This is a genomic window from Vreelandella gomseomensis (assembly GCF_031451645.1).
In the GTDB taxonomy this organism is placed as follows: Bacteria; Pseudomonadota; Gammaproteobacteria; order Pseudomonadales; family Halomonadaceae; genus Vreelandella; species Vreelandella gomseomensis.
This window is the reverse complement of sequence record NZ_JARWAI010000013.1, coordinates 68,178-88,286: the sequence shown is the minus strand read 5'-3', so window position 1 is coordinate 88,286 and position 20,109 is coordinate 68,178. Positions and strand designations below refer to the sequence as shown.

At 62.2% G+C, this 20,109-nt stretch carries 13 protein-coding genes; 11 read left to right on the top strand and 2 right to left on the bottom strand.

Features of this window, described 5'->3' with window-relative positions:
- The first annotated feature begins 20 nt into the window (after positions 1–20).
- The 8 genes from QC815_RS15645 (at position 21) to eno (ending at position 14,213) form a co-directional block, all read left to right on the top strand.
- On the top strand, positions 21–2,057 hold the full coding sequence (locus QC815_RS15645; RefSeq protein ID WP_310540819.1) for a type IV pilus secretin PilQ: 2,037 nt from the start codon (positions 21–23) through the stop codon (positions 2,055–2,057).
- Positions 2,057–2,620, top strand: a complete 564-nt coding sequence (gene aroK, locus QC815_RS15640; RefSeq protein WP_230447033.1) for a shikimate kinase AroK — start codon at positions 2,057–2,059, stop codon at positions 2,618–2,620. The genes QC815_RS15645 and aroK overlap by 1 nt, the downstream gene beginning before the upstream one ends.
- Positions 2,617–3,723 (top strand): 3-dehydroquinate synthase, encoded by a 1,107-nt coding sequence (gene aroB / locus QC815_RS15635; RefSeq protein WP_310540816.1) that lies wholly within the window; start codon positions 2,617–2,619, stop codon positions 3,721–3,723. Before aroK ends, aroB begins: the two co-directional genes overlap by 4 nt.
- A gap of 450 nt (positions 3,724–4,173) precedes the next feature.
- Positions 4,174–8,616: a glutamate synthase large subunit gene (gltB, locus tag QC815_RS15630; RefSeq protein ID WP_310540814.1), complete on the top strand. Its 4,443-nt coding sequence runs from the start codon at positions 4,174–4,176 to the stop codon at positions 8,614–8,616.
- Positions 8,617–8,650: 34 nt separating this feature from the next.
- Entirely contained in the window at positions 8,651–10,069 is a 1,419-nt protein-coding gene (locus QC815_RS15625) for an FAD-dependent oxidoreductase (RefSeq protein WP_310540812.1), read from the top strand.
- Between the two features lie 264 nt (positions 10,070–10,333).
- Complete coding sequence (locus QC815_RS15620) at positions 10,334–11,989, top strand: CTP synthase (protein ID WP_230447028.1); 1,656 nt, start codon at positions 10,334–10,336, stop codon at positions 11,987–11,989.
- Positions 11,990–12,000: 11 nt separating this feature from the next.
- Positions 12,001–12,864: a 3-deoxy-8-phosphooctulonate synthase gene (gene kdsA, locus QC815_RS15615; RefSeq protein ID WP_310540810.1), complete on the top strand. Its 864-nt coding sequence runs from the start codon at positions 12,001–12,003 to the stop codon at positions 12,862–12,864.
- A gap of 59 nt (positions 12,865–12,923) precedes the next feature.
- Complete coding sequence (gene eno / locus QC815_RS15610) at positions 12,924–14,213, top strand: phosphopyruvate hydratase (RefSeq protein ID WP_310540808.1); 1,290 nt, start codon at positions 12,924–12,926, stop codon at positions 14,211–14,213.
- A 515-nt stretch (positions 14,214–14,728) separates the two neighbouring features.
- Here the strand turns inward: eno and fdxA are convergent.
- Positions 14,729–15,052 carry a ferredoxin FdxA gene (gene fdxA / locus QC815_RS15605; RefSeq protein ID WP_230447025.1) on the bottom strand — a complete coding sequence of 108 codons (324 nt, stop codon included), beginning with the start codon at positions 15,050–15,052 and terminating at the stop codon, positions 14,729–14,731.
- 160 nt (positions 15,053–15,212) lie between these two features.
- Positions 15,213–17,783, bottom strand: a complete 2,571-nt coding sequence (gene mutS / locus QC815_RS15600; RefSeq protein WP_230447024.1) for a DNA mismatch repair protein MutS — start codon at positions 17,781–17,783, stop codon at positions 15,213–15,215.
- A gap of 107 nt (positions 17,784–17,890) precedes the next feature.
- On the opposite strand from mutS, the gene QC815_RS15595 reads away from it, so the two are divergent.
- The 3 genes from QC815_RS15595 (at position 17,891) to QC815_RS15585 (ending at position 20,065) form a co-directional block, all read left to right on the top strand.
- Entirely contained in the window at positions 17,891–18,424 is a 534-nt protein-coding gene (locus QC815_RS15595; protein ID WP_230447023.1) for a CinA family protein, read from the top strand.
- A gap of 90 nt (positions 18,425–18,514) precedes the next feature.
- Positions 18,515–19,588: a recombinase RecA gene (gene recA, locus QC815_RS15590; RefSeq protein WP_230447022.1), complete on the top strand. Its 1,074-nt coding sequence runs from the start codon at positions 18,515–18,517 to the stop codon at positions 19,586–19,588.
- Between the two features lie 15 nt (positions 19,589–19,603).
- Positions 19,604–20,065, top strand: a complete 462-nt coding sequence (locus QC815_RS15585) for a regulatory protein RecX (RefSeq protein WP_230447021.1) — start codon at positions 19,604–19,606, stop codon at positions 20,063–20,065.
- Positions 20,066–20,109: the final 44 nt, after the last annotated feature.

Sequence of the window (20,109 nt, the reverse complement as noted above, 5' to 3'; positions counted from 1 at the left end):
AGGCAAGTGGATGGAGACCCATGGCAAACACTCTGATACGTCATGTTCGGCAAGGTATGCTGTTGGCATTGGTGCTGCTCCCCGGCTGGGCGATGGCATCGGTACTCACCGCTCTGGACGTGGGCGAGACCCCTCGCGGTGACGTGACGCTGAACCTGCGCTTCAGCGGTGAGGTGCCTGAGCTCAACGGCTATCCATTAACGAACCCGCCGCGTCTGGCGCTGGACTTGTCCGCGACCGAAAACGGCCTGGACGAACGACGCATGCGCATCGACGAAGGCGGCATTCAAGGTATCACGGCGCTGGAGGGCAGCGGCCGCACGCGCCTGGTGCTCGACCTGGATGGGCCCCGCCGCTTTCGTTCGGCAGTGTCCGGGGATCGCCTCACTGTGACACTGCTTGACGACAATGAGCAGCGCTCGACAGGGTCGTCTCTCGAAACGGCGCAAGGCCCTCAGGTGCAGGATATCGACTTCCGGCGCGGAGAAGACGGCGCCGGGCGCCTGATGGTGACCTTCGACCGTGACAGCGTGAGCCCCAGGGTGCGCGAAGGTGGCAGCGACAAGGTGATCGTCGAGCTGGGTGACGTCAACGTGCCCGACGCGCTCAACCAGGTCTATGACGTCACCGACTTCGCCACGCCTATTTCCCGCATTACCCCGCGTCGCGGGCAGCGCGGCAGCGAACTGGTGCTTTCCACCGATGGCCCCTACGCCATGGTGTCGTCGCAGTCGGGGGATCAACTGACGGTGGAGGTGCAGCCAGTCAGCGACGCGCCCCAGGAAGCCCGGGCCGAGCGCGGCGAGGACTACACCGGTGAACGTCTGAGCCTTAACTTCCAGGATATCGAAGTGCGCACTGTACTGGCCACGCTTGCCGATTTTACCGGCCTGAACCTGGTGGCCAGCGACAGCGTCAGCGGCCGCGTGACGCTGAACCTCAATGACGTGCCCTGGGATCAGGCGCTGGATCTGATTCTGCAGAGCCAGGGGCTCGCCAGCCGGGAAAAGGGCAACGTCATTGTCGTGGCCCCGGCGGATGAGCTCGCCGAGATGGAGCGCCAGCAGCTTGAGGCCCGCAACCAGCAGGAAACCCTGGCACCCTTGATTACCGAGTTTATCGAAGTGAAGTACGCGCGCGCCGAAGACCTGGCCCAGCTGCTGCGCGGTGCCGATGGCTTTGGGCTGCTCACCGAACGTGGTCGGGTCAGCGTTGACCAGCGCACCAACACGCTGCTGATCCAGGATACGCCCGATCAGGTACGCGATATTACCCGCACCCTGGATCGTCTGGATGTCGCCGTGCGCCAGGTCCAGATCGAGGCGCGTATCGTGATTGCCCGCGATACGGCTTCCCGTGAGCTGGGGATCGACTGGGGGGCATCCAGCACCCGAGGCTTTCAGGACAGCGGTGACGGCACTTTCGAAAGCCGCGATATCAACCCTGGCGGTCTGAACCGGGCGCGGGGCGGGCTCTCGGTCGACCTGGGCGATACCTCTGACGCCGGCACCGGGTTCAGCTTCGGCTATCTGGCCGGCGACGTGTTGCTCGACCTTGAGCTGCGGGCGCTGGAGAGCGAGGGCAAGAGCCAGACGATCTCCCAGCCCAAGATCATCACCGCCAACCAGCGCACCGCCACCATCAGCCAGGGCGAGGAGCGTGCCTTTCAGAGCGTCGATGGTAACGATAATCCGGATACCGAGTTTAAGGAGGCGTTGTTATCACTTGAGGTGACCCCGCAGATTACCCCGGACAACCGTATTATCATGGACCTGCTGATTCGCAACGACAGCTTCCGTGAGTCTGAATTTGGCGGTGAGCCGCCCATCGATACCAACGAGATCGAGACCCAGGTGCTGGTGGATAACGGCCAAACGGTGGTGCTGGGGGGAATCTTGACCACTGAAGAGTTAAGGCAAGTTTCCAAAACACCGTTGCTTGGCGATATTCCTTTGCTGGGTCGACTGTTTCGCTATACCGAAGAGAGCAATGAAAAGGTAGAGTTGTTAGTCTTTATTACACCCCGACTTCTTGATGATGGCTTAACGGTTCGCTGATGCAGGATTTACCCAACCTTTTTCTGATTGGCCCCATGGGGGCCGGCAAAAGCACGATTGGTCGGCTGCTGGCCGCCGAACTGTCGCGCGAGTTTTTCGATAGCGACCACGCCATCCAAGCCCGTTGCGGGGCCGATATCCCGTGGATCTTTGATGTGGAAGGCGAGCATGGCTTTCGCCAGCGCGAAGTCCACATGATTGACGAGCTGACCCAGCGTCCATCGGTGGTGGTGGCGACCGGCGGCGGCGCGGTGTTGCGCGAGGAAAATCGCCGAGCGCTGCGCGAGCGCGGCACGGTGGTGTACCTGCTGACCACGGTGGACCAGCAGCTCAGGCGCACGGCCAAGGATCGCAACCGGCCCTTGCTTCAGTGCGACAATCGCGAACAGGTGCTCAACGACATGTTCGCCCAGCGCGACCCGCTGTATCGCGCCACGTCCGATATCACCGTGCGTACCGACCGGCGTAGCCCGCGCGCGGTGGTCAACGAGATTCTGCGTCGCGTGCGGCGCATCGTCGACCCGCTTGAACCCGCACAATCGTCCAACAAGGTATCCCCATGACCGCAGTCGATGGCGTACAGCGTACGCTTACCGTGTCGCTCGGCGAGCGCAGCTATCCGATTCATGTTGGTACCGGGCTGATAGGCAAGCCCGAACTGCTGACGCCCTATCTGGCGGGGCAGCAGGTCATGGTGGTGACCAACACCGCGATTGCCCCGCTGTACCTTGATAAGCTCTGCGCCAGCCTGCCGGATCATTTGGAGGTGCGTACGGTGGTGCTGCCCGATGGCGAGCAGTACAAATCCATGGAGCAGGTAGGTCGCATCTGGGATGCGCTGCTGGAAGCCGGGTTCAATCGCCGCTGTACGCTGGTGGCGCTGGGCGGCGGCGTAATCGGTGACATGGTGGGCTATGCCGCCGCTGCCTATCAGCGCGGCGTGGCGTTTATCCAGGTGCCGACCACGTTGCTGTCCCAGGTGGATTCCTCGGTGGGGGGCAAGACCGGCGTCAATCATCCGCTGGGCAAAAACATGATCGGCGCATTCTGGCAGCCCAAGGCCGTGCTGGTGGATATCGATACGCTCACCACGCTGCCCGCGCGGGAACTCTCCGCAGGCCTGGCGGAAGTCATCAAGTACGGCCTGATCCGCGATGCCGACTTTCTGGACTGGCTGGAAAATAACATGACGGCGCTGCGCCGCGTGGAGCCCGCAGTCATCGCCGAGGCGATTGCCCAGAGCTGCCAGATAAAGGCCGACGTGGTGGCCGAGGACGAGACCGAGCAGGGCGTGCGCGCGCTACTCAACCTGGGGCACACCTTTGGTCACGCTATCGAGGCGCACCAGGGCTATGGCAACTGGCTGCACGGCGAAGCCGTGGGGGCGGGGATGGCCATGGCCGCGACGCTTTCCCATACGCTGGGCTGGATTTCATCGGCGCAGCGTGAGCGCAGCCTGGCGGTGATCAAGAGCGCTGACTTACCCGTCCACGCCCCCCAGGGCATGTCGAGCGACGACTTTCTCGCTCGTATGCGGCTGGACAAGAAAAATATCGACACCCGCCTGCGCCTGGTGCTGCTGGAAGCACTGGGCCGCGCCTGCGTCAGCGATGCGGTACCTGTTGATCAATTGAAGCGCCTGCTCGACCACTACCCACGACGCTAGCCTTTACCGACGGTCATTCAATAAAAACACCCCGCTCCAGGCAGCGGGGTGTTTTTGTTGGATGGCTGCTTGGGCGGTTTTGCTTTAGCTAATCCGTATGCCTCATGCAGCATCGGCATGGCTAAAAACTGCCTTTTTAGACTAAAGTCTAGTGGCGGAATTGCTTCGTTAAAATAGCGTTTTTCGGCTTCGCAAGTGGTTGAAGGGTATCGTTTTTTTAGTTGACTGGTTGTGCAACTACAGGATTTGGCAAGGGTTTTGAGCGTTCGCTGAACGCGGAAGGATTGCGCAAGACGGCTGCAAATCGCTATGCTGATCGGCCATTTTAAAGACGGTAGCGAAGGCAAGCGCCTCCCTTTAGCGGGCAGGCCATCACCACCAAAAAATCAATAACCCGCCTTTGTATCACACCCCCGCTACCAAAAAAACACGCTGACTAGAGGCACGCCCATGAACCAAGGTCTTCACCAGCCCGGCGAGTTTCGCGACAACTGCGGCTTCGGCCTGATTGCCCATATGGAGGGGCAGGCCAGCCACGATCTGTTGAAAACCGCGATCGAGTCACTCACCTGCATGACTCACCGGGGCGGCATTGCCGCCGACGGTAAAACCGGCGACGGCTGTGGGCTGCTGCTTAAGATGCCTGTGCATTTCATGCAGGCCATCGCCCAGGAGGCGCTGGGCGTCGAACTCGGCGAACGGTTCGCCGTAGGCACTGTTTTCCTGCCCAATGATGACGCCCGCGAAGCGCATGCCCGCGACACCCTGACCGGCGAGCTGGAAGCGCGCGGACTCGACGTGCTCGGCTGGCGCGCGGTGCCGACCGACTCAAGCGTGTGTGGGCCGATGTCGCTGGATTGCCTGCCGCGTATCCGTCAGGTGTTCGTGCAGCCGGGCAGCGGCGAGCATTTCGACGTTGACCTGTTCATGGCGCGCCGTCGTGCCGAGCAGGCGCTGCGCGACGACGAGGACTTCTATGTCGCGTCGCTGTCGTCCGAGGTGGTGTCGTACAAAGGGCTGGTGATGCCCGAAGACCTGCCGGCTTTCTACAAAGACCTCAACGACCCGCGCCTGGAAACGGCGATCTGCGTGTTCCACCAGCGCTTCTCGACCAACACCGCACCGCGCTGGCCGCTGGCCCAGCCGTTCCGCCTGCTGGCCCACAACGGTGAAATCAACACCATCGAGGCCAACCGCGGCTGGGCGAACTCGCGCAAGGCCAACTTCGTCAGCGAACGCCTGCCGGATATCGCTGAGCTGGACGAAATCGTCAATACCACCGGTTCCGATTCCTCGAGCATGGATAACATGCTCGAAGTGCTGCTCACCGGCGGCATGGAGCTGCATCGCGCGGTGCGCATGATGGTGCCGCCGGCCTGGCAGAACGTCGAAACCATGGACGCCGAGCTGCGTGGCTTCTACGAATACAACTCCATGCACATGGAGCCCTGGGACGGTCCGGCGGGCGTGGTGATGACCGACGGCCGCCAGGCGGTATGCATGCTTGACCGCAACGGCCTGCGCCCGGCGCGCTGGGTGATTACCAAGAACGGTTACATCACCCTGGCCTCGGAAATCGGCACCTACGGTTACCAGCCGGAAGACGTGGTGGCCAAAGGCCGCGTGGGCCCCGGCCAGATGCTGGCGGTGGATACCCAGACCGGCGAAGTACTGCATACCCAGGACATCGACAACCGTCTGAAGTCGGCGTATCCCTACAAGCGCTGGCTGAAGCAGGAAGCCAACTACCTCGAGTCGGCGCTCACCGAGCTGGCGCGCTTCCAGAACATGGGCACCGACGCGCTGAACGTGCAGCAGAAGATGTTTCAGGTCAGCTTCGAAGAACGCGACCAGGTGCTGCGCCCGCTGGCCGAGAGTGGTCAAGAGGCCGTCGGCTCCATGGGCGACGATACGCCGATGGCGGTGCTGTCCAGCCGTCCGCGTCTGCTCACCGACTATTTCCGCCAGAAGTTTGCCCAGGTGACCAACCCGGCGATCGACCCGCTGCGCGAAGCTATCGTGATGTCGCTGGAAACCTGCTGCGGCGCCGAGCTCAACGTCTTCAAGGCAACGCCCGAGCACGCCCATCGCTTGATTCTGACCACGCCGGTTTTGTCGCCGCGCAAGTTTACCGCGCTGGTCAGCCAGGACGACCCGGCGTTTGCCAGCCACACTCTGTCGCTTGGCTATGATCCCGAACAGCAGTCGCTCAAGCAGGCGCTGGCAGCGCTGTGCCAGGAAGCGGAAGCGCAGGTGCAGGCCGGCAAGGTCGTGCTGGTGCTCTCCGATGCCGACTTGCCCAAGGGACTGCTGCCGATTCAGGCCGCCCTGGCGGTGGGCGCGGTGCATACCCATCTGGGCCGTCTGGCCCTGCGCCCCAACGCCAACATTGTGGTGGAGACCGGCTACGCGCGGGATGCCCATCAGATGGCGGTGCTGTTCGGCGTCGGCGCCACGGCGGTTTACCCCTGGCTTGCCTATCAGGTGATGGCGGATATGCACCGCACCGGCGAACTGACCGGCAACCCGGCAGACGCGCGGGAAAACTACCGTAAAGGCCTGCAGAAGGGGCTATTCAAAATCCTCTCCAAGATGGGCATCTCGACACTGGCGTCTTACCGCGGTTCGATGTTGTTTGAAGCTGTCGGCCTCGACGACGACATCATGCAGATGTGCTTCCCGGGCATGGCGTCGCGCATCCAGGGCACTGGCTTTGCCGAGCTGCAAATGCAACAGGCATTGCTGGCTAAAGACGCCTGGATCCCGCGCAAGGGCATTCTGCAGGGCGGCATGTTCAAGTACGTGCACGGCCACGAATACCACGCCTATAACCCGGACGTGGTCATGACGCTGCAGGCCGCCGTTCAGGAAGGCAGCTACCCCAAGTGGAAGAAGTTCGCCCAGTTGGTCAATGAGCGGCCGGTGGCGACCATCCGCGATCTGCTCAAGCTCAAGCCGTCGGAAACGCCGGTAGCCCTGGACGACGTCGAGCCTGTCGAAGACCTGCTGCCGCGTTTCGATAGCGCGGGCATGTCGCTGGGCGCGCTTTCGCCGGAAGCCCACGAGGCGCTGGCCCAGGCCATGAACGAGGCCGGCGGTCGCTCCAACTCGGGTGAAGGCGGCGAAGATCCGGCGCGCTACGGCACGATTCGCAGCTCCAAGATCAAGCAGATCGCGTCGGGCCGCTTTGGCGTCACTCCGCACTATCTGGTCAACGCCGAAGTGCTGCAGATCAAGGTGGCCCAGGGCGCCAAGCCCGGCGAGGGCGGCCAGCTGCCCGGCGGCAAGGTCAACCAGCTGATTGCCCGGCTGCGTTATTCGGTGCCCGGCGTCACGCTGATTTCGCCGCCGCCGCACCACGATATCTACTCGATCGAAGACCTGGCGCAGCTGATCTTTGACCTCAAGCAGGTCAACCCGGATGCTCAGGTTTCGGTCAAGCTGGTGTCCGAGCCGGGCATCGGCACCATCGCTACGGGTGTGGCCAAGGCCTATGCCGATCTAATCACCGTCTCCGGCTACGACGGCGGTACGGCGGCGAGCCCGCTGACCTCGATCAAGCACGCAGGTAGCCCCTGGGAGCTGGGCCTGCCGGAGGTGCACCAGGCGCTGCGCATCAACGGCCTGCGCGACAAGATTCGCCTGCAGACCGACGGCGGCCTGAAAACCGGGCTCGACGTGGTCAAGGCGGCGATCCTGGGCGCCGAGAGCTTCGGCTTCGGTACCGCGCCGATGGTCGCGCTGGGCTGCAAGTACCTGCGTATCTGTCACCTGAACAACTGTGCCACCGGTGTCGCTACCCAGGATGACTTCCTGCGCGGCGAGCACTTCCGTGGCACCGTGGACATGGTCAAGCACTACTTCCGCTTTATTGCCGAGGAAGTCCGCGAACTGATGGCCATGCTGGGGGTGTGCAAGCTCACCGACCTGATCGGCCGCACCGACCTGCTGGAAGTGCTGGAAGGCACCACCGCGTCCCAGCGCAAGCTGGATTTGACGCCGCTGCTGACCAATGACTTCGTGCCCGCCGACGCGCCGCAGTTCTGCGAGGTGAGTCGCAACGTGCCCCATGATCCAGGCGCCAAGAACCAGGAGGTGCTGGCGGCCCTCAGGGACGCCATCGACAGCCAATCCGGCGGCGAATTCGACTTTTCGATTACCAACTGCGACCGCAGCGTGGGCGCATTGACGTCCGGTGCGATTGCCAAGCGCTACGGTGAAAAAGGTCTGGAAGCGGCGCCGGTGACCGCACGCTTTACCGGGGTAGCCGGTCAGAGCTTCGGGGTATGGAACGCCTGTGGCCTGAATCTGTACCTGGAAGGCGATGCCAACGACTACGTCGGTAAAGGCATGAACGGCGGCAGTATCGTGATTGTGCCGCCCAGGGTGAGCGAGTTCGAAAGCCACAAGACGGCGATCATCGGCAATACCTGCCTTTACGGGGCGACCGGCGGCACCCTGTTTGCCGCAGGCACGGCGGGCGAGCGCTTCGCGGTGCGCAACTCCGGCGCCACGGCGGTCATCGAAGGCGCCGGCGATCACTGCTGCGAGTACATGACTGGTGGCATGGTCTGCGTGCTCGGCGAAACGGGCGTCAACTTCGGCGCGGGCATGACCGGCGGTTTTGCCTATGTGCTGGATGAAGAGCGCACCTTCGTGGACAAGTACAACCACGAGCTGGTCGAGATTCACCGTGTTAACACCGAAGCGATGGAGGCGTATCGTCGCCATCTGCGTGAAATGATTGAGGCCTACGTGGCAGCGACAGGATCGGCACGTGGGGCGGCTATTTTGGAAGACTTCAGCGATTACGCGCGCCACTTCTGGCTGGTAAAGCCCAAGGCGGCGAGCCTCGGCAGCCTACTGGACCAGTCGCGGCGTCATCCGGAATAACCGTTTAGCCCCTATCGCTGACAGGAGAGACATCATGGCCAACCGTTTGAACAACGACTTTCAGTTTGTCGACGTGGGTCGCCAGGACCCCCAGAAGAAACCCGCGCGCACGCGGGCCAAGGAATTTGCCGAGATCTACGAGCCGTACAAACCCACAGATGCGGCCAGTCAGGCACACCGCTGCCTGCACTGCGGCAACCCGTACTGCGAGTGGAAGTGTCCGGTGCACAACTATATTCCCAACTGGCTGCAGTTGGTGGTGGAAGGCAACATCATCGAAGCCGCCGAGCTGTCGCACAAGACCAACTCGCTGCCCGAGGTGTGTGGCCGCGTGTGCCCGCAGGATCGCCTGTGTGAAGGCGACTGCACGCTCAACGACGGCTTCGGCGCGGTGACCATCGGGTCGATCGAGAAGTACATCACCGACACCGCCTTTGCCATGGGCTGGCGCCCGGACATGTCTAACGTGACCTGGACCGACAAGAAAGTCGCCATTGTCGGCGCGGGGCCGGCGGGACTGGGCTGCGCCGATATCCTGGCGCGCAACGGCGTCAAGCCGGTGGTGTTCGACAAGTACCCCGAAATCGGCGGCCTGCTGACGTTCGGCATTCCCGAGTTCAAGCTGGAAAAGAACGTCATGGAACGCCGGCGTGCAGTCTTTGAAGAAATGGGCGTCGAGTTCCGGCTGAATACCGAGATCGGTACCGACGTTGAGTTTGAAACGCTGCTCCAGGATTACGACGCAGTGTTTCTGGGCATGGGTACCTATAAGTACATGGAAGGTGGCTTCCCAGGCGAAGACCTGCCGGGTGTTTATAAAGCGCTCGACTTCCTGATTGCCAACGTCAATCGCTGCCTGGGCTTTGAAAAAGACCCCAATGACTACATTTCCATGGAAGGCAAGCGCGTGGTGGTACTGGGCGGCGGTGATACCGCCATGGACTGTAACCGGACCTCGATTCGTCAAGGTGCGGCGAGCGTAACCTGCGCCTATCGCCGTGATGAAGAGAACATGCCGGGGTCGCGTAAAGAGGTGGCCAATGCCCGGGAAGAAGGGGTCGAATTCCTGTTCAACCGCCAGCCGGTGGCCGTGGTCGGTGAAGACAAGGTCGAAGGCGTGAAGGTGGTGCGCACGCGTCTGGGCGAGCCGGATGAAAACGGCCGGCAGCGTCCCGAAGTGGTGCCGGGTTCGGAAGAGATCGTCCCCGCCGACGCCGTGGTCGTTGCCTTCGGTTTCCAGGCCAGCCCCGCGCCGTGGTTCGACCCGGCCAACATCCAGATCGACGAGCGCGACCGGGTCAAAGCCCCGGAACACGGCCAGTACGCCTTCCAGACCAGCAACGAGAAAATCTTTGCCGGCGGCGATATGGTGCGTGGCTCCGACCTGGTGGTCACCGCCATCTACGAAGGCCGCCAGGCTGCCGAAGGCATGCTGGATTACCTGGGCGTGTAACGCGCGCCTGACGCATAGAGCAGCGCCAGGGATAGGTCGTAGCGAGGGTCTTTCGCCAGGGATGGCGAAAGTAGCGCCCAGGGATGAGTTCACAGCGCCCTCGCGGAGACCTATCGCTGGGGCGTTGGCACAAGTGTTATTCAATCTGAGTAGGTTTTGGATGCTCAGTTCAAATTGAGCCTTTAGGCGTACTCTGCTATCCTGTCGTCCCATCCTGGTGTGGCTTTCTGCCGTGCCTTCTGATCACGTTTCGACAGGTTTTTCATGACACGATATATCTTCGTGACCGGCGGCGTTGTGTCCTCTCTCGGCAAGGGCATCGCGTCGGCCTCGCTGGCGGCGATCCTCGAGGCGCGCGGCCTTAAGGTCACCATGCTCAAGCTCGACCCGTACATCAACGTGGATCCGGGCACCATGAGTCCCTTCCAGCATGGCGAGGTGTTTGTCACCGAGGATGGTGCCGAAACCGATCTGGACCTTGGTCACTACGAACGCTTCATTCGCACCAAGATGACCCAGGGCAACAACTTCACCACCGGCCGTGTCTACGAGCACGTGCTGCGCCGCGAGCGGCGTGGTGACTACCTGGGCGGCACCGTGCAGGTCATTCCGCATATCACCGACGAGATCAAGCAGCGTGTCTATGCCGGTGGCGAAGGTTTCGACGTGGCGCTGGTGGAAATCGGCGGTACGGTCGGTGACATCGAGTCGCTGCCGTTCCTGGAGTCAATCCGCCAGATCCGCAGCGAGCTGGGCGCCAGCCGGGCGATCTACATGCACCTGACGCTGGTGCCATACATCAAGACGGCGGGCGAAACCAAGACCAAGCCCACCCAGCACAGCGTCAAGGAGCTACGCTCCATCGGTATCCAGCCGGATATCCTGATCTGTCGCAGCGAAGTCGAGCTGGAAGAAAGCGAGCGGCGCAAGATCGCGCTGTTCACCAACGTGGAAGAGCGCGCGGTGGTGCCCCTGCAGGACGCCGACACCATTTATCGCATCCCGCTGATGCTCCACGAGCACGGCCTGGACGATATCGTGTGCGACAAGCTGCGCCTGGAAGCCCCTGAAGCCGATCTGTCCGAGTGGGTGAAAGTGCTGGATGCCAAGCTCAATCCGCTCAAATCGGTGAGCATTGCCATGGTCGGCAAGTACATGGAGCTCCTCGATGCCTACAAGTCGCTCAACGAAGCGCTGATCCACGCCGGTATCCAGGGGCGTATCAAGGTCAATATCGACTTCGTCGACTCTGAAGATATCGAGCGCCATGGCACCGAGCGGCTGGCCGGTAAAGACGCCATTCTGGTGCCAGGCGGCTTTGGCGAGCGCGGCGTGGAAGGCAAGATCATGACGGCCCAGTTCGCCCGTGAAAACAAGGTGCCGTATCTGGGGATCTGCCTGGGTATGCAGGTCGCGGTCATCGAGTTCGCGCGGCATGTGGCGGGCTGGGCAGACGCCAACTCCACCGAGTTTACCCACAATACCCAGCATCCCGTTGTTGGCCTGATTACCGAGTGGCTCAACGCCGAAGGCAAGATCGAGCTGCGCGACGCCGCGTCCGACCTGGGCGGTACCATGCGTCTGGGCGGCCAGGTCTGCCACCTGAGGCCGGGCAGCCGGGCCCGCGAGGCCTATGGCGCTGATGAGATCGTCGAACGTCATCGTCACCGCTTCGAGGTCAACAACCAGTTCGTCGACGACCTGGAAAAGGCCGGGCTGGTGATCTCGGGTAAGAGCGTCGACCAGTCGCTGGTCGAAATGGTCGAGCTTGCTGACCATCCCTGGTACGTCGCCTGCCAGTTCCACCCGGAATTCACCTCGACGCCGCGGGATGGCCATCCGCTCTTTTCAGGCTTTATCAATGCCGCCGTCGAGCACAAAGCCGCAAGGGTACGTGCCCACGCGGCGCCTCAGGAATAACAGGGGGAAGCATGGCTTCTCAAGAGACATTCCAAGAGCACCATATCAACGTTGCCGGCCTAACTGCCGGCAATTCTTTGCCACTGATGCTGCTGGGGGGCATGAACGTCCTGGAGTCGGCTGAGCTGGCAGATGAAGTGGCCGAGACCTACGTCAAGGTGACGCAAAAGCTCGGCATGCCCTACGTCTACAAGGCGAGTTTCGACAAGGCGAACCGCAGCTCGATCCATTCCTACCGCGGACCGGGACTTGAAAAGGGTCTGCAGATCCTGGCCGATATCAAGGCCCGCCATGGCGTCCCCATCATCACCGACGTTCATGAGCCCTGGCAGGCAGCGCCGGCAGCGGAAGTCGCCGATATTATCCAGCTGCCGGCGTTTCTTGCACGCCAGACCGATCTGGTGGTGGCCATGGCCAAGACCGGCGCGGCGATCAATATCAAGAAGCCGCAGTTTCTGGCTCCCCATGAAATGCGTCATATCCTCACCAAGTTCCGGGAAGCCGGTAACGACCGCCTGATGCTTTGCGAGCGGGGCACCAGTTTTGGCTATAACAACCTGATTGTGGATATGCTGGGCCTGGGCGACATGAAGCAGACCGGGGCGCCGGTGTTTTTCGACGTGACCCATGCACTGCAGCGCCCGGGTGGGCGTGCCGATAGCGCCGATGGGCGCCGTGCCCAGGTGGCGGAATTGGCTCGCGCCGGCGTCGCGGTAGGTCTGGCGGGGCTGTTCCTGGAAGCGCACCCCGACCCCGATAATGCCAAGTGCGATGGCCCCTGCGCCTTGCCGCTGGATCAGTTGGAGCCGTTTTTGACCCAGCTCGCGCAGCTGGACGCACTGGTGAAAGGCTTTGCGCCGCTGGCGATTCGCTGATGGCGCCGCTAAACGTGATACGTTAAACCTCCATTAGACCGACAACCAAGGACACTGTCATGACCAAAATTGTTGATATCCGTGCGTTGGAAGTACTCGACTCACGGGGCAACCCGACGGTACAGGCGACTGTTCGTCTCGCCAGCGGTGCGGTGGGCGATGCCTGCGCCCCCAGCGGTGCCTCGACCGGCTCGCGGGAAGCGCTTGAGCTGCGTGATGGCGACAAGGCCCGCTACCTCGGCAAGGGCGTGCTCAAGGCAGTGGACGCGGTCAATGGCAGAATCCGTGAGGCCCTGATGGGGATGGATGCTCGCGACCAGCGCGGGCTAGACGACGCCATGCTTGCCCTGGACGGCACGGATAACAAGGCCAACCTGGGCGCCAATGCGATTCTTGCCGTGTCGCTGGCGGCCGCCAAAGCCGCCGCCAATGCCAAGGGCGTGCCGCTTTATGCCCACATCGCCGAGCTGTACGGCCAGCCGGGCCAGTACCGCATGCCGGTGCCGATGATGAATATCCTCAACGGCGGCGAGCACGCGGATAACAACGTCGATATCCAGGAATTCATGGTCCAGCCGGTCGGTGCGGCCAGCTTCCGCGAAGGCCTGCGCATGGGCGCCGAGATTTTTCACGCGCTGAAAAAGGTGCTTTCGGCCAAAGGGCTGTCCACCTCGGTAGGCGACGAAGGCGGTTTCGCCCCTAACCTGGCGTCCAACGCTGACGCGCTGGCGGTGATCAAGCAGGCGGTTGCCGATGCGGGCTACTCGCTGGGCAGCGATGTGACGCTGGCGCTGGATTGTGCCTCTTCTGAATTCTACAAGGACGGCCAGTACAACCTTGCCGGTGAAGGCAAGCGCTATGACGCAGAAGGGTTTGCCGACTATCTGGCAGGCCTGTGCGCGGACTACCCGATCGTGTCCATTGAAGACGGCATGGACGAATCTGACTGGGACGGCTGGAAAGCCTTGACCGACAAGCTGGGCGATAAGATTCAGCTGGTTGGCGATGATTTGTTCGTGACCAACACCCGGATTCTCAAGCGCGGTATCGACGAGCAGATCGGCAACTCGATCCTGATCAAGTTCAACCAGATTGGTTCGCTGTCGGAAACGCTGGATGCCATCAAGATGGCCCAGGACGCGGGCTTTACCGCCGTGATTTCCCACCGCTCGGGTGAGACCGAAGATACCACCATCGCCGATTTGGCCGTGGGCACCTGTGCCGGCCAGATCAAGACGGGGTCGCTATGCCGCTCTGACCGGGTGGCCAAGTACAACCGCCTGCTGGTGATCGAGGATGAACTGGGCGACGTCGATTACCCGGGAATCAAGGCGATTAAAGGCCAATAAGGCTAGAAGTGGCAGTGGCTTTGTAAGAGATGTCTCAAAATTTTGTAAGAGATCTCTTACAAATGCCGTCGAAATTCGCTCGAATCGGGTAAGAAAAACAGAAATTTTCCACTAACTATAGTTTAAGCTTTTGTTTATTAAAGCTTTTTTAAAAGGGGTGGGCCGGCCGGGTCTGCCCCTTGTCGTTTTAGACCGCCTTGTGATGCTTTGGCGTTCTGCCACAATGCTCGCGAAGGACAAGGGGAGGCAAGGACGCTCTCAGGCAGGATGCAACAACGGGATGCAGGTGGTGCGCCGGGTGACACAGCGATGTGAGCCCTGGCAAGGACGACACCAGAGGAAGTTGACACAGGGAGTGGTCAGAGGAAGTGCTTGGAGCGGGCGGCCTACGGGCCGCCTTTTTTTATGCACGAGTGGCTGAGCGCTCAGCCATTCGCGCATAAAAAACCAGCGCTATCGCTGGTTTCTCATCGCATGCTGCAAGGGCGGCCTGACTCAACAGCGCCGCGCGTTGCTCAGCGTTCGAGTTTTTCAAGCTTGCCGCTCTTGCCGTCCCATTCCTCGGCATCGGGCAGCGGGTCCTTCTTCTCGGCAATGTTGGGCCACACCTCGGAAAGCTCGGCGTTGATCTCGATAAACTGTTCCTGCCCGTCGGGCAGTTCATCTTCGGAGAAAATCGCCTCGGCGGGGCACTCCGGCTCACACAGCGCGCAATCGATACACTCGTCCGGGTGAATCACCAGAAAGTTCGGGCCTTCGTAGAAACAGTCGACTGGGCAGACCTCGACACAGTCAGTGTATTTGCATTGGATGCAGTTCTCGGTAACGACAAACGTCATCTTGCTATCCCTCTTGCGGGACCAAGGGGGCGCCCTTGGTCGTGGTCAATCGTGAATGGTTATAAATCAACCATTTTTTATAAGTTAAAAAGTATGGGCGACATTCTAGAGGTGCCCTAACCTGGCGGCAAGCACCGCAGCGCGGTTCTGTTGCGCCGGATTAGAGCAGTTCGCGCCATTGATATAACAGCGCCAATGCCTCGCGCGGTGACAGGTCGTCGATATCGGCCTGCTCCAGCGCCTCGATCACCGGGTGCGGGGCGCTGGCGAACAGATCGTTTTGCTGAGGGGCGGCGTGTTGCGACAGCGGTGCATGGCGCTGCTCTTCAACATCGCGCTGCTCAAGGGTCACGAGTTTCTCCCGCGCACGCTGTATCACCTGGTTGGGCACCCCCGCCAGCTGGGCAACCTGCAGCCCGTAGCTCTGGCTGGCCGGCCCGGCCTCGATGCGGTGCATGAAGACGATGCTGTCGCCGTGCTCGGTGGCGGTCAGATGGATGTTGGCCACGCCGTCGGCCTGATCGGGAAGCCCGGTCATCTCGAAGTAATGGGTAGCAAACAACGTTAGCGCTCGGGTATTGGCCAGATGCTCGGCGCTTGCCCAGGCCAGCGACAGGCCGTCGAAGGTGCTGGTGCCACGGCCGATTTCATCCATCAGTACCAGACTGTGCTCGGTGGCGTTATGCAGGATGTTGGCGGTTTCGGTCATTTCGACCATGAACGTCGAGCGCCCGCCCGCCAGGTCATCCGACGAGCCGATGCGGGTGAAGATACGGTCGACCGGGCCTATCTCGGCGGCATCCGCCGGGACAAAGCTGCCGCTATGGGCCAGCAGCGCAATCAGCGCGGTCTGGCGCATGTAGGTCGACTTACCGCCCATGTTGGGGCCGGTGATGATCAGCATGTGCTGCTCGGGCGTCAGCGTGACATCGTTGGGCACGAAGGGGTGGTCGCTGACCTGCTCGACCACCGGGTGGCGACCGGCGTGGATGGTCAGACCCGTGGACGCCCCCAGGGTCGGGCGAACCCAGTTAAGCGCCTCGGCGCGTTCGCTGAAGGCGCACAGTACGTCCAGCTCGGCCAGCGCCTGGGATGTCCGCTGCAGCGCGTTGAGCGATTCGTTGAGTTCGTTGAGCAGCTGGTCGTAGAGCCACTTTTCCCGGGATAGCGCCCGGGATTTCGCCGACAGCGCCTTGTCCTCGAATTCTTTCAGCTCGGGGATGATAAACCGCTCGGCATTTTTCAGCGTCTGGCGGCGAATATAGTCGGCCGGGGCCTGCTGGGCCTGGGCCCGGGGCAGCTCGATGAAGTAGCCGTGTACGCGGTTGTAGCCGACCTTGAGGTTGGCAAGGCCGGTGCGTTCGCGCTCGCGGGTTTCAAGCTGCACCAGGTAGTCGCCGGCGTTTTCCGCCAGGCCGCGATGCTCGTCCAGCTCCGCGTCGTACCCCGGGGCAATCACCCCGCCGTCGCGGATCACCACCGGCGGGTTGGCGACCAGCGCCCGCTGTAGCGTATCGGCCATTTCAGGGTAGGGCCGTATATGCGGGCGGAGGCTATCCAGCAGGCTGCCGTCCTCGACCTCGCCGAGCTGCTGTTCAAGGGTGGGCAGCGTCATCAGGGCGTCGCGCAGGCGTGCCAGGTCACGGGGGCGGGCGCTGTACAGCGCGACGCGCGCCAGAATCCGCTCGACGTCGCCCACGTCGCTCAGGGTGTCGCGCATCGCGAGATAGCGCGCGTCCAGACCAAGCAGCGCGACCCCCGCCTGGCGCCCCTGGATAACCTCGCGCTGGCGTAGCGGGCGGTTCAGCCAGCGTTTGAGCAGGCGCGAGCCCATGGCCGTGGTGCAGGTGTCCAGCACGCTGGCCAGGGTGTTGTCGGTGGTGCCGCCGAGGTTGATGTCGATTTCCAGGTTGCGTCGGCTGGCGGCATCGATGACCACGGCATCGTCGCGGTTCTCGACGCTGATCGCCGTGACGTGGGGCAGACGGGAGCGCTGGGTGTCGCGCGCATAGTCGATCAGCACCCCGGCGGCGATCAGCGCGGTGGTCAGGTGCGCGCAGCCGAAGCCCCGCAGATCCTGCACCTCGAACTGATCGCACAGGCTGCGGGTCGCGCTCTGCAGGTCGAACAGCCATTCGCCCTGGCGGCGCAGGCCGGGTGCCTGCGACCAGGCCTCGGGCAGGGTGAGGCTCTCGGGCACCAGCAGCTCCGCCGGGGAAAGCCGCGTGAGCTCGGCGAGCATCTCGGCCTCGCTGTTCACCTCCAGCAGGCTGAAGCGGCCGCTGGAAAGTTCCAGCCAGGCCAGTCCGAAGCCGTCCTTGCCAGGGGCCAGGGCCACCAGGACGTTATCGCGCCGCGCATCAAGCAGCGCTTCATCGTGCAGCGTACCGGGCGTGACGATACGTACGACCTGACGGTCGACTGGGCCCTTGCTGGTGGCCGGGTCGCCAATCTGTTCGCAGATAGCGACGGATTCACCGGCGGCCACCAGGCGGGCCAGATACCCCTCGGCGCTATGATAGGGGACGCCCGCCATGGGGATCGGCTTGCCGCCCGACTGCCCGCGCTGGGTCAGGGTGATGTCGAGCAGCGCCGCGGCGCGCTTGGCGTCGTCAAAAAAGAGCTCGTAGAAGTCCCCCATCCGGTAAAACAGCAGTACCTCGGGGTGCTCGCGTTTGATCTTCAGGTATTGCGCGATCATTGGCGTGTGCGCGGGGCTGGCCTGTGACATGGGCGTCCTAATTGAGCGTGGCGCAAGCGTTGGCTTGCTAGCGGTTCTTTGAGCAACGGAAACGCAGTATTCTACGCTGAATTGACGACGCACATGAAGGAGCGACCATGTCACCTAGTGTCTCGAGTTTGCTGAATCTGGATCTGTCGTTGCTGGCTCAGCGCCTGGGGCGGCTTTGCCAGCAAGCCGGGGTGGAAGTCACTGCCGCCGAATCATGCACGGGCGGGGGCATTGCCAGTGCCATCACCTCGGTGGCAGGCAGCTCGGCGTACTTCACCACCGGCTATGTGACCTACGCCAATGCGGCCAAGACGCGCCTTCTGGGGGTGCCCGAGACCACGCTTGAGGCCCATGGCGCGGTGAGCGACGCGGTGGTCAAGGCCATGGTGGCGGGGGCCTGTCGTGAAAGCGGTGCGAGGCTTGGCGTGGCGGTCAGCGGCGTGGCAGGTCCCGAAGGTGGCAGCCAGGACAAGCCCGTGGGCACCGTCTGGCTGGCCTGGGGCGATGCGCAGCAGCAGCACGCCGAGCGCTTTCAGTTCCCCGGCGACCGCCAGGCAGTGCGCGAGCAGGCGGTGCGTCAGGCGCTGGCAGGCCTGGTGGTGCGCCTGATGGAGCAGACCGAAGATCCGGGCAAGAAATAATCGTGCGAAACACTCGCTGAGGATTTGTTTAACGACTAATCTTTGGCATACTACTGGCTAATTATACAGCTTATGATGAGGATGATCTGAATGGCTCAGGACGACAACCGTACCAAGGCGCTTAACGCGGCACTTACCCAGATTGACCGCCAGTTTGGCAAAGGCACGGTCATGCGCTTGGGCGATGCGCCGCGCGTCGTCATGCCGTCGGTGTCCACCGGTTCGCTGGGGCTGGATATCGCCCTGGGAATCGGCGGCCTGCCGTACGGCCGCGTGGCTGAAATCTTCGGCCCTGAGTCCTCGGGCAAGACGACCCTGACGCTGTCGGTAATTGCCCAGGCGCAGAAGCAGGGCAAAGTGTGTGCCTTTGTGGATGCCGAGCATGCCCTCGACCCGAGCTACGCCGAAAAGCTGGGCGTCAACCTGGACGACCTGCTGGTATCGCAGCCGGATACCGGCGAACAAGCGCTGGAAATCACCGATATGCTGGTGCGTTCGGGCGGCGTTGACGTCATCATCATCGACTCGGTGGCGGCCCTGACGCCCCGTGCGGAGATTGAAGGCGAAATGGGCGACGCCCACGTGGGTCTCCAGGCGCGCCTGATGTCGCAAGCGCTGCGCAAGATCAGCGGTAATATCAAGAACGCCAACTGCCTGGTGGTGTTCATCAACCAGATCCGCATGAAGATCGGCGTGATGTTCGGCAGCCCCGAAACCACCACGGGCGGTAACGCCCTGAAGTTCTACTCAAGCGTACGCCTGGATATCCGCCGTACCGGCTCGGTGAAGGTGGGAGATGAAGTCACCGGTAACGAAACCCGCGTCAAGGTGGTCAAGAACAAGGTGGCGCCACCGTTCCGCCAGGCCGAGTTCCAGATCCTCTACGGCAAGGGTATCTACCATGCCGGGGAAGTCGTTGACCTGGGCGTGCAGCAGAACCTGGTCGACAAGGCGGGCGCCTGGTACAGCTACAAGGGCAAGAAGATTGGTCAGGGCAAGGCAAACGCCGCCCAGTATCTGGAAGAGCACCCGGAGACCATGGAAGAGATCGAAAGCCAGATCCGTGCCCAGCTGCTTGCCCAGCCCGAACCCAAAAAGGACAAGGAAGACGCCGCCACGGCGGATGCGGTTAGCGACACCGATGCCGAAGACGGCCTGCTCTAAGCCGCTGGCGGCATCATGTTGTCATCGTCTCAAGACGCCACCCCCCGGGAGGTGGCCATTCAACTGCTGGCCCGGCGCGAATATTCCCGCGCTGAGCTGGTGCGCAAGCTCGAACAGAAGGCCTTCGCCGCCGACGACATCGACGCCTGTCTGGACGCGCTGGTCGAGCAGGGCCTGCAGTCAGACGTGCGCTTTGCCGAAACGTTTATCCGCTCGCGTATCAACCGGGGGCAGGGCGTTATTCGCATCCAGGGCGAACTACGCCAGCGCGGCGTTGATCGCGAGATCGCCACCGAAGCCTTTGCCGTCGTTGAAGAACGCGAGGGTGTAGACTGGTTCGAACTTGCTCGAGAGACCCTGGCGCGACGTTTCGCGTCGCCCGGTGACACCCCCAAAGAGCGCGCCAAGCGCGAACGGTTTCTGGCGACCCGGGGGTTTAATTTCGACCAGATTCGGTACGCCCTGGACGCCCTCTAGCCTGTCTTTTCGGGCAATAATCCCCTCCTGATGACCCCTTTGCC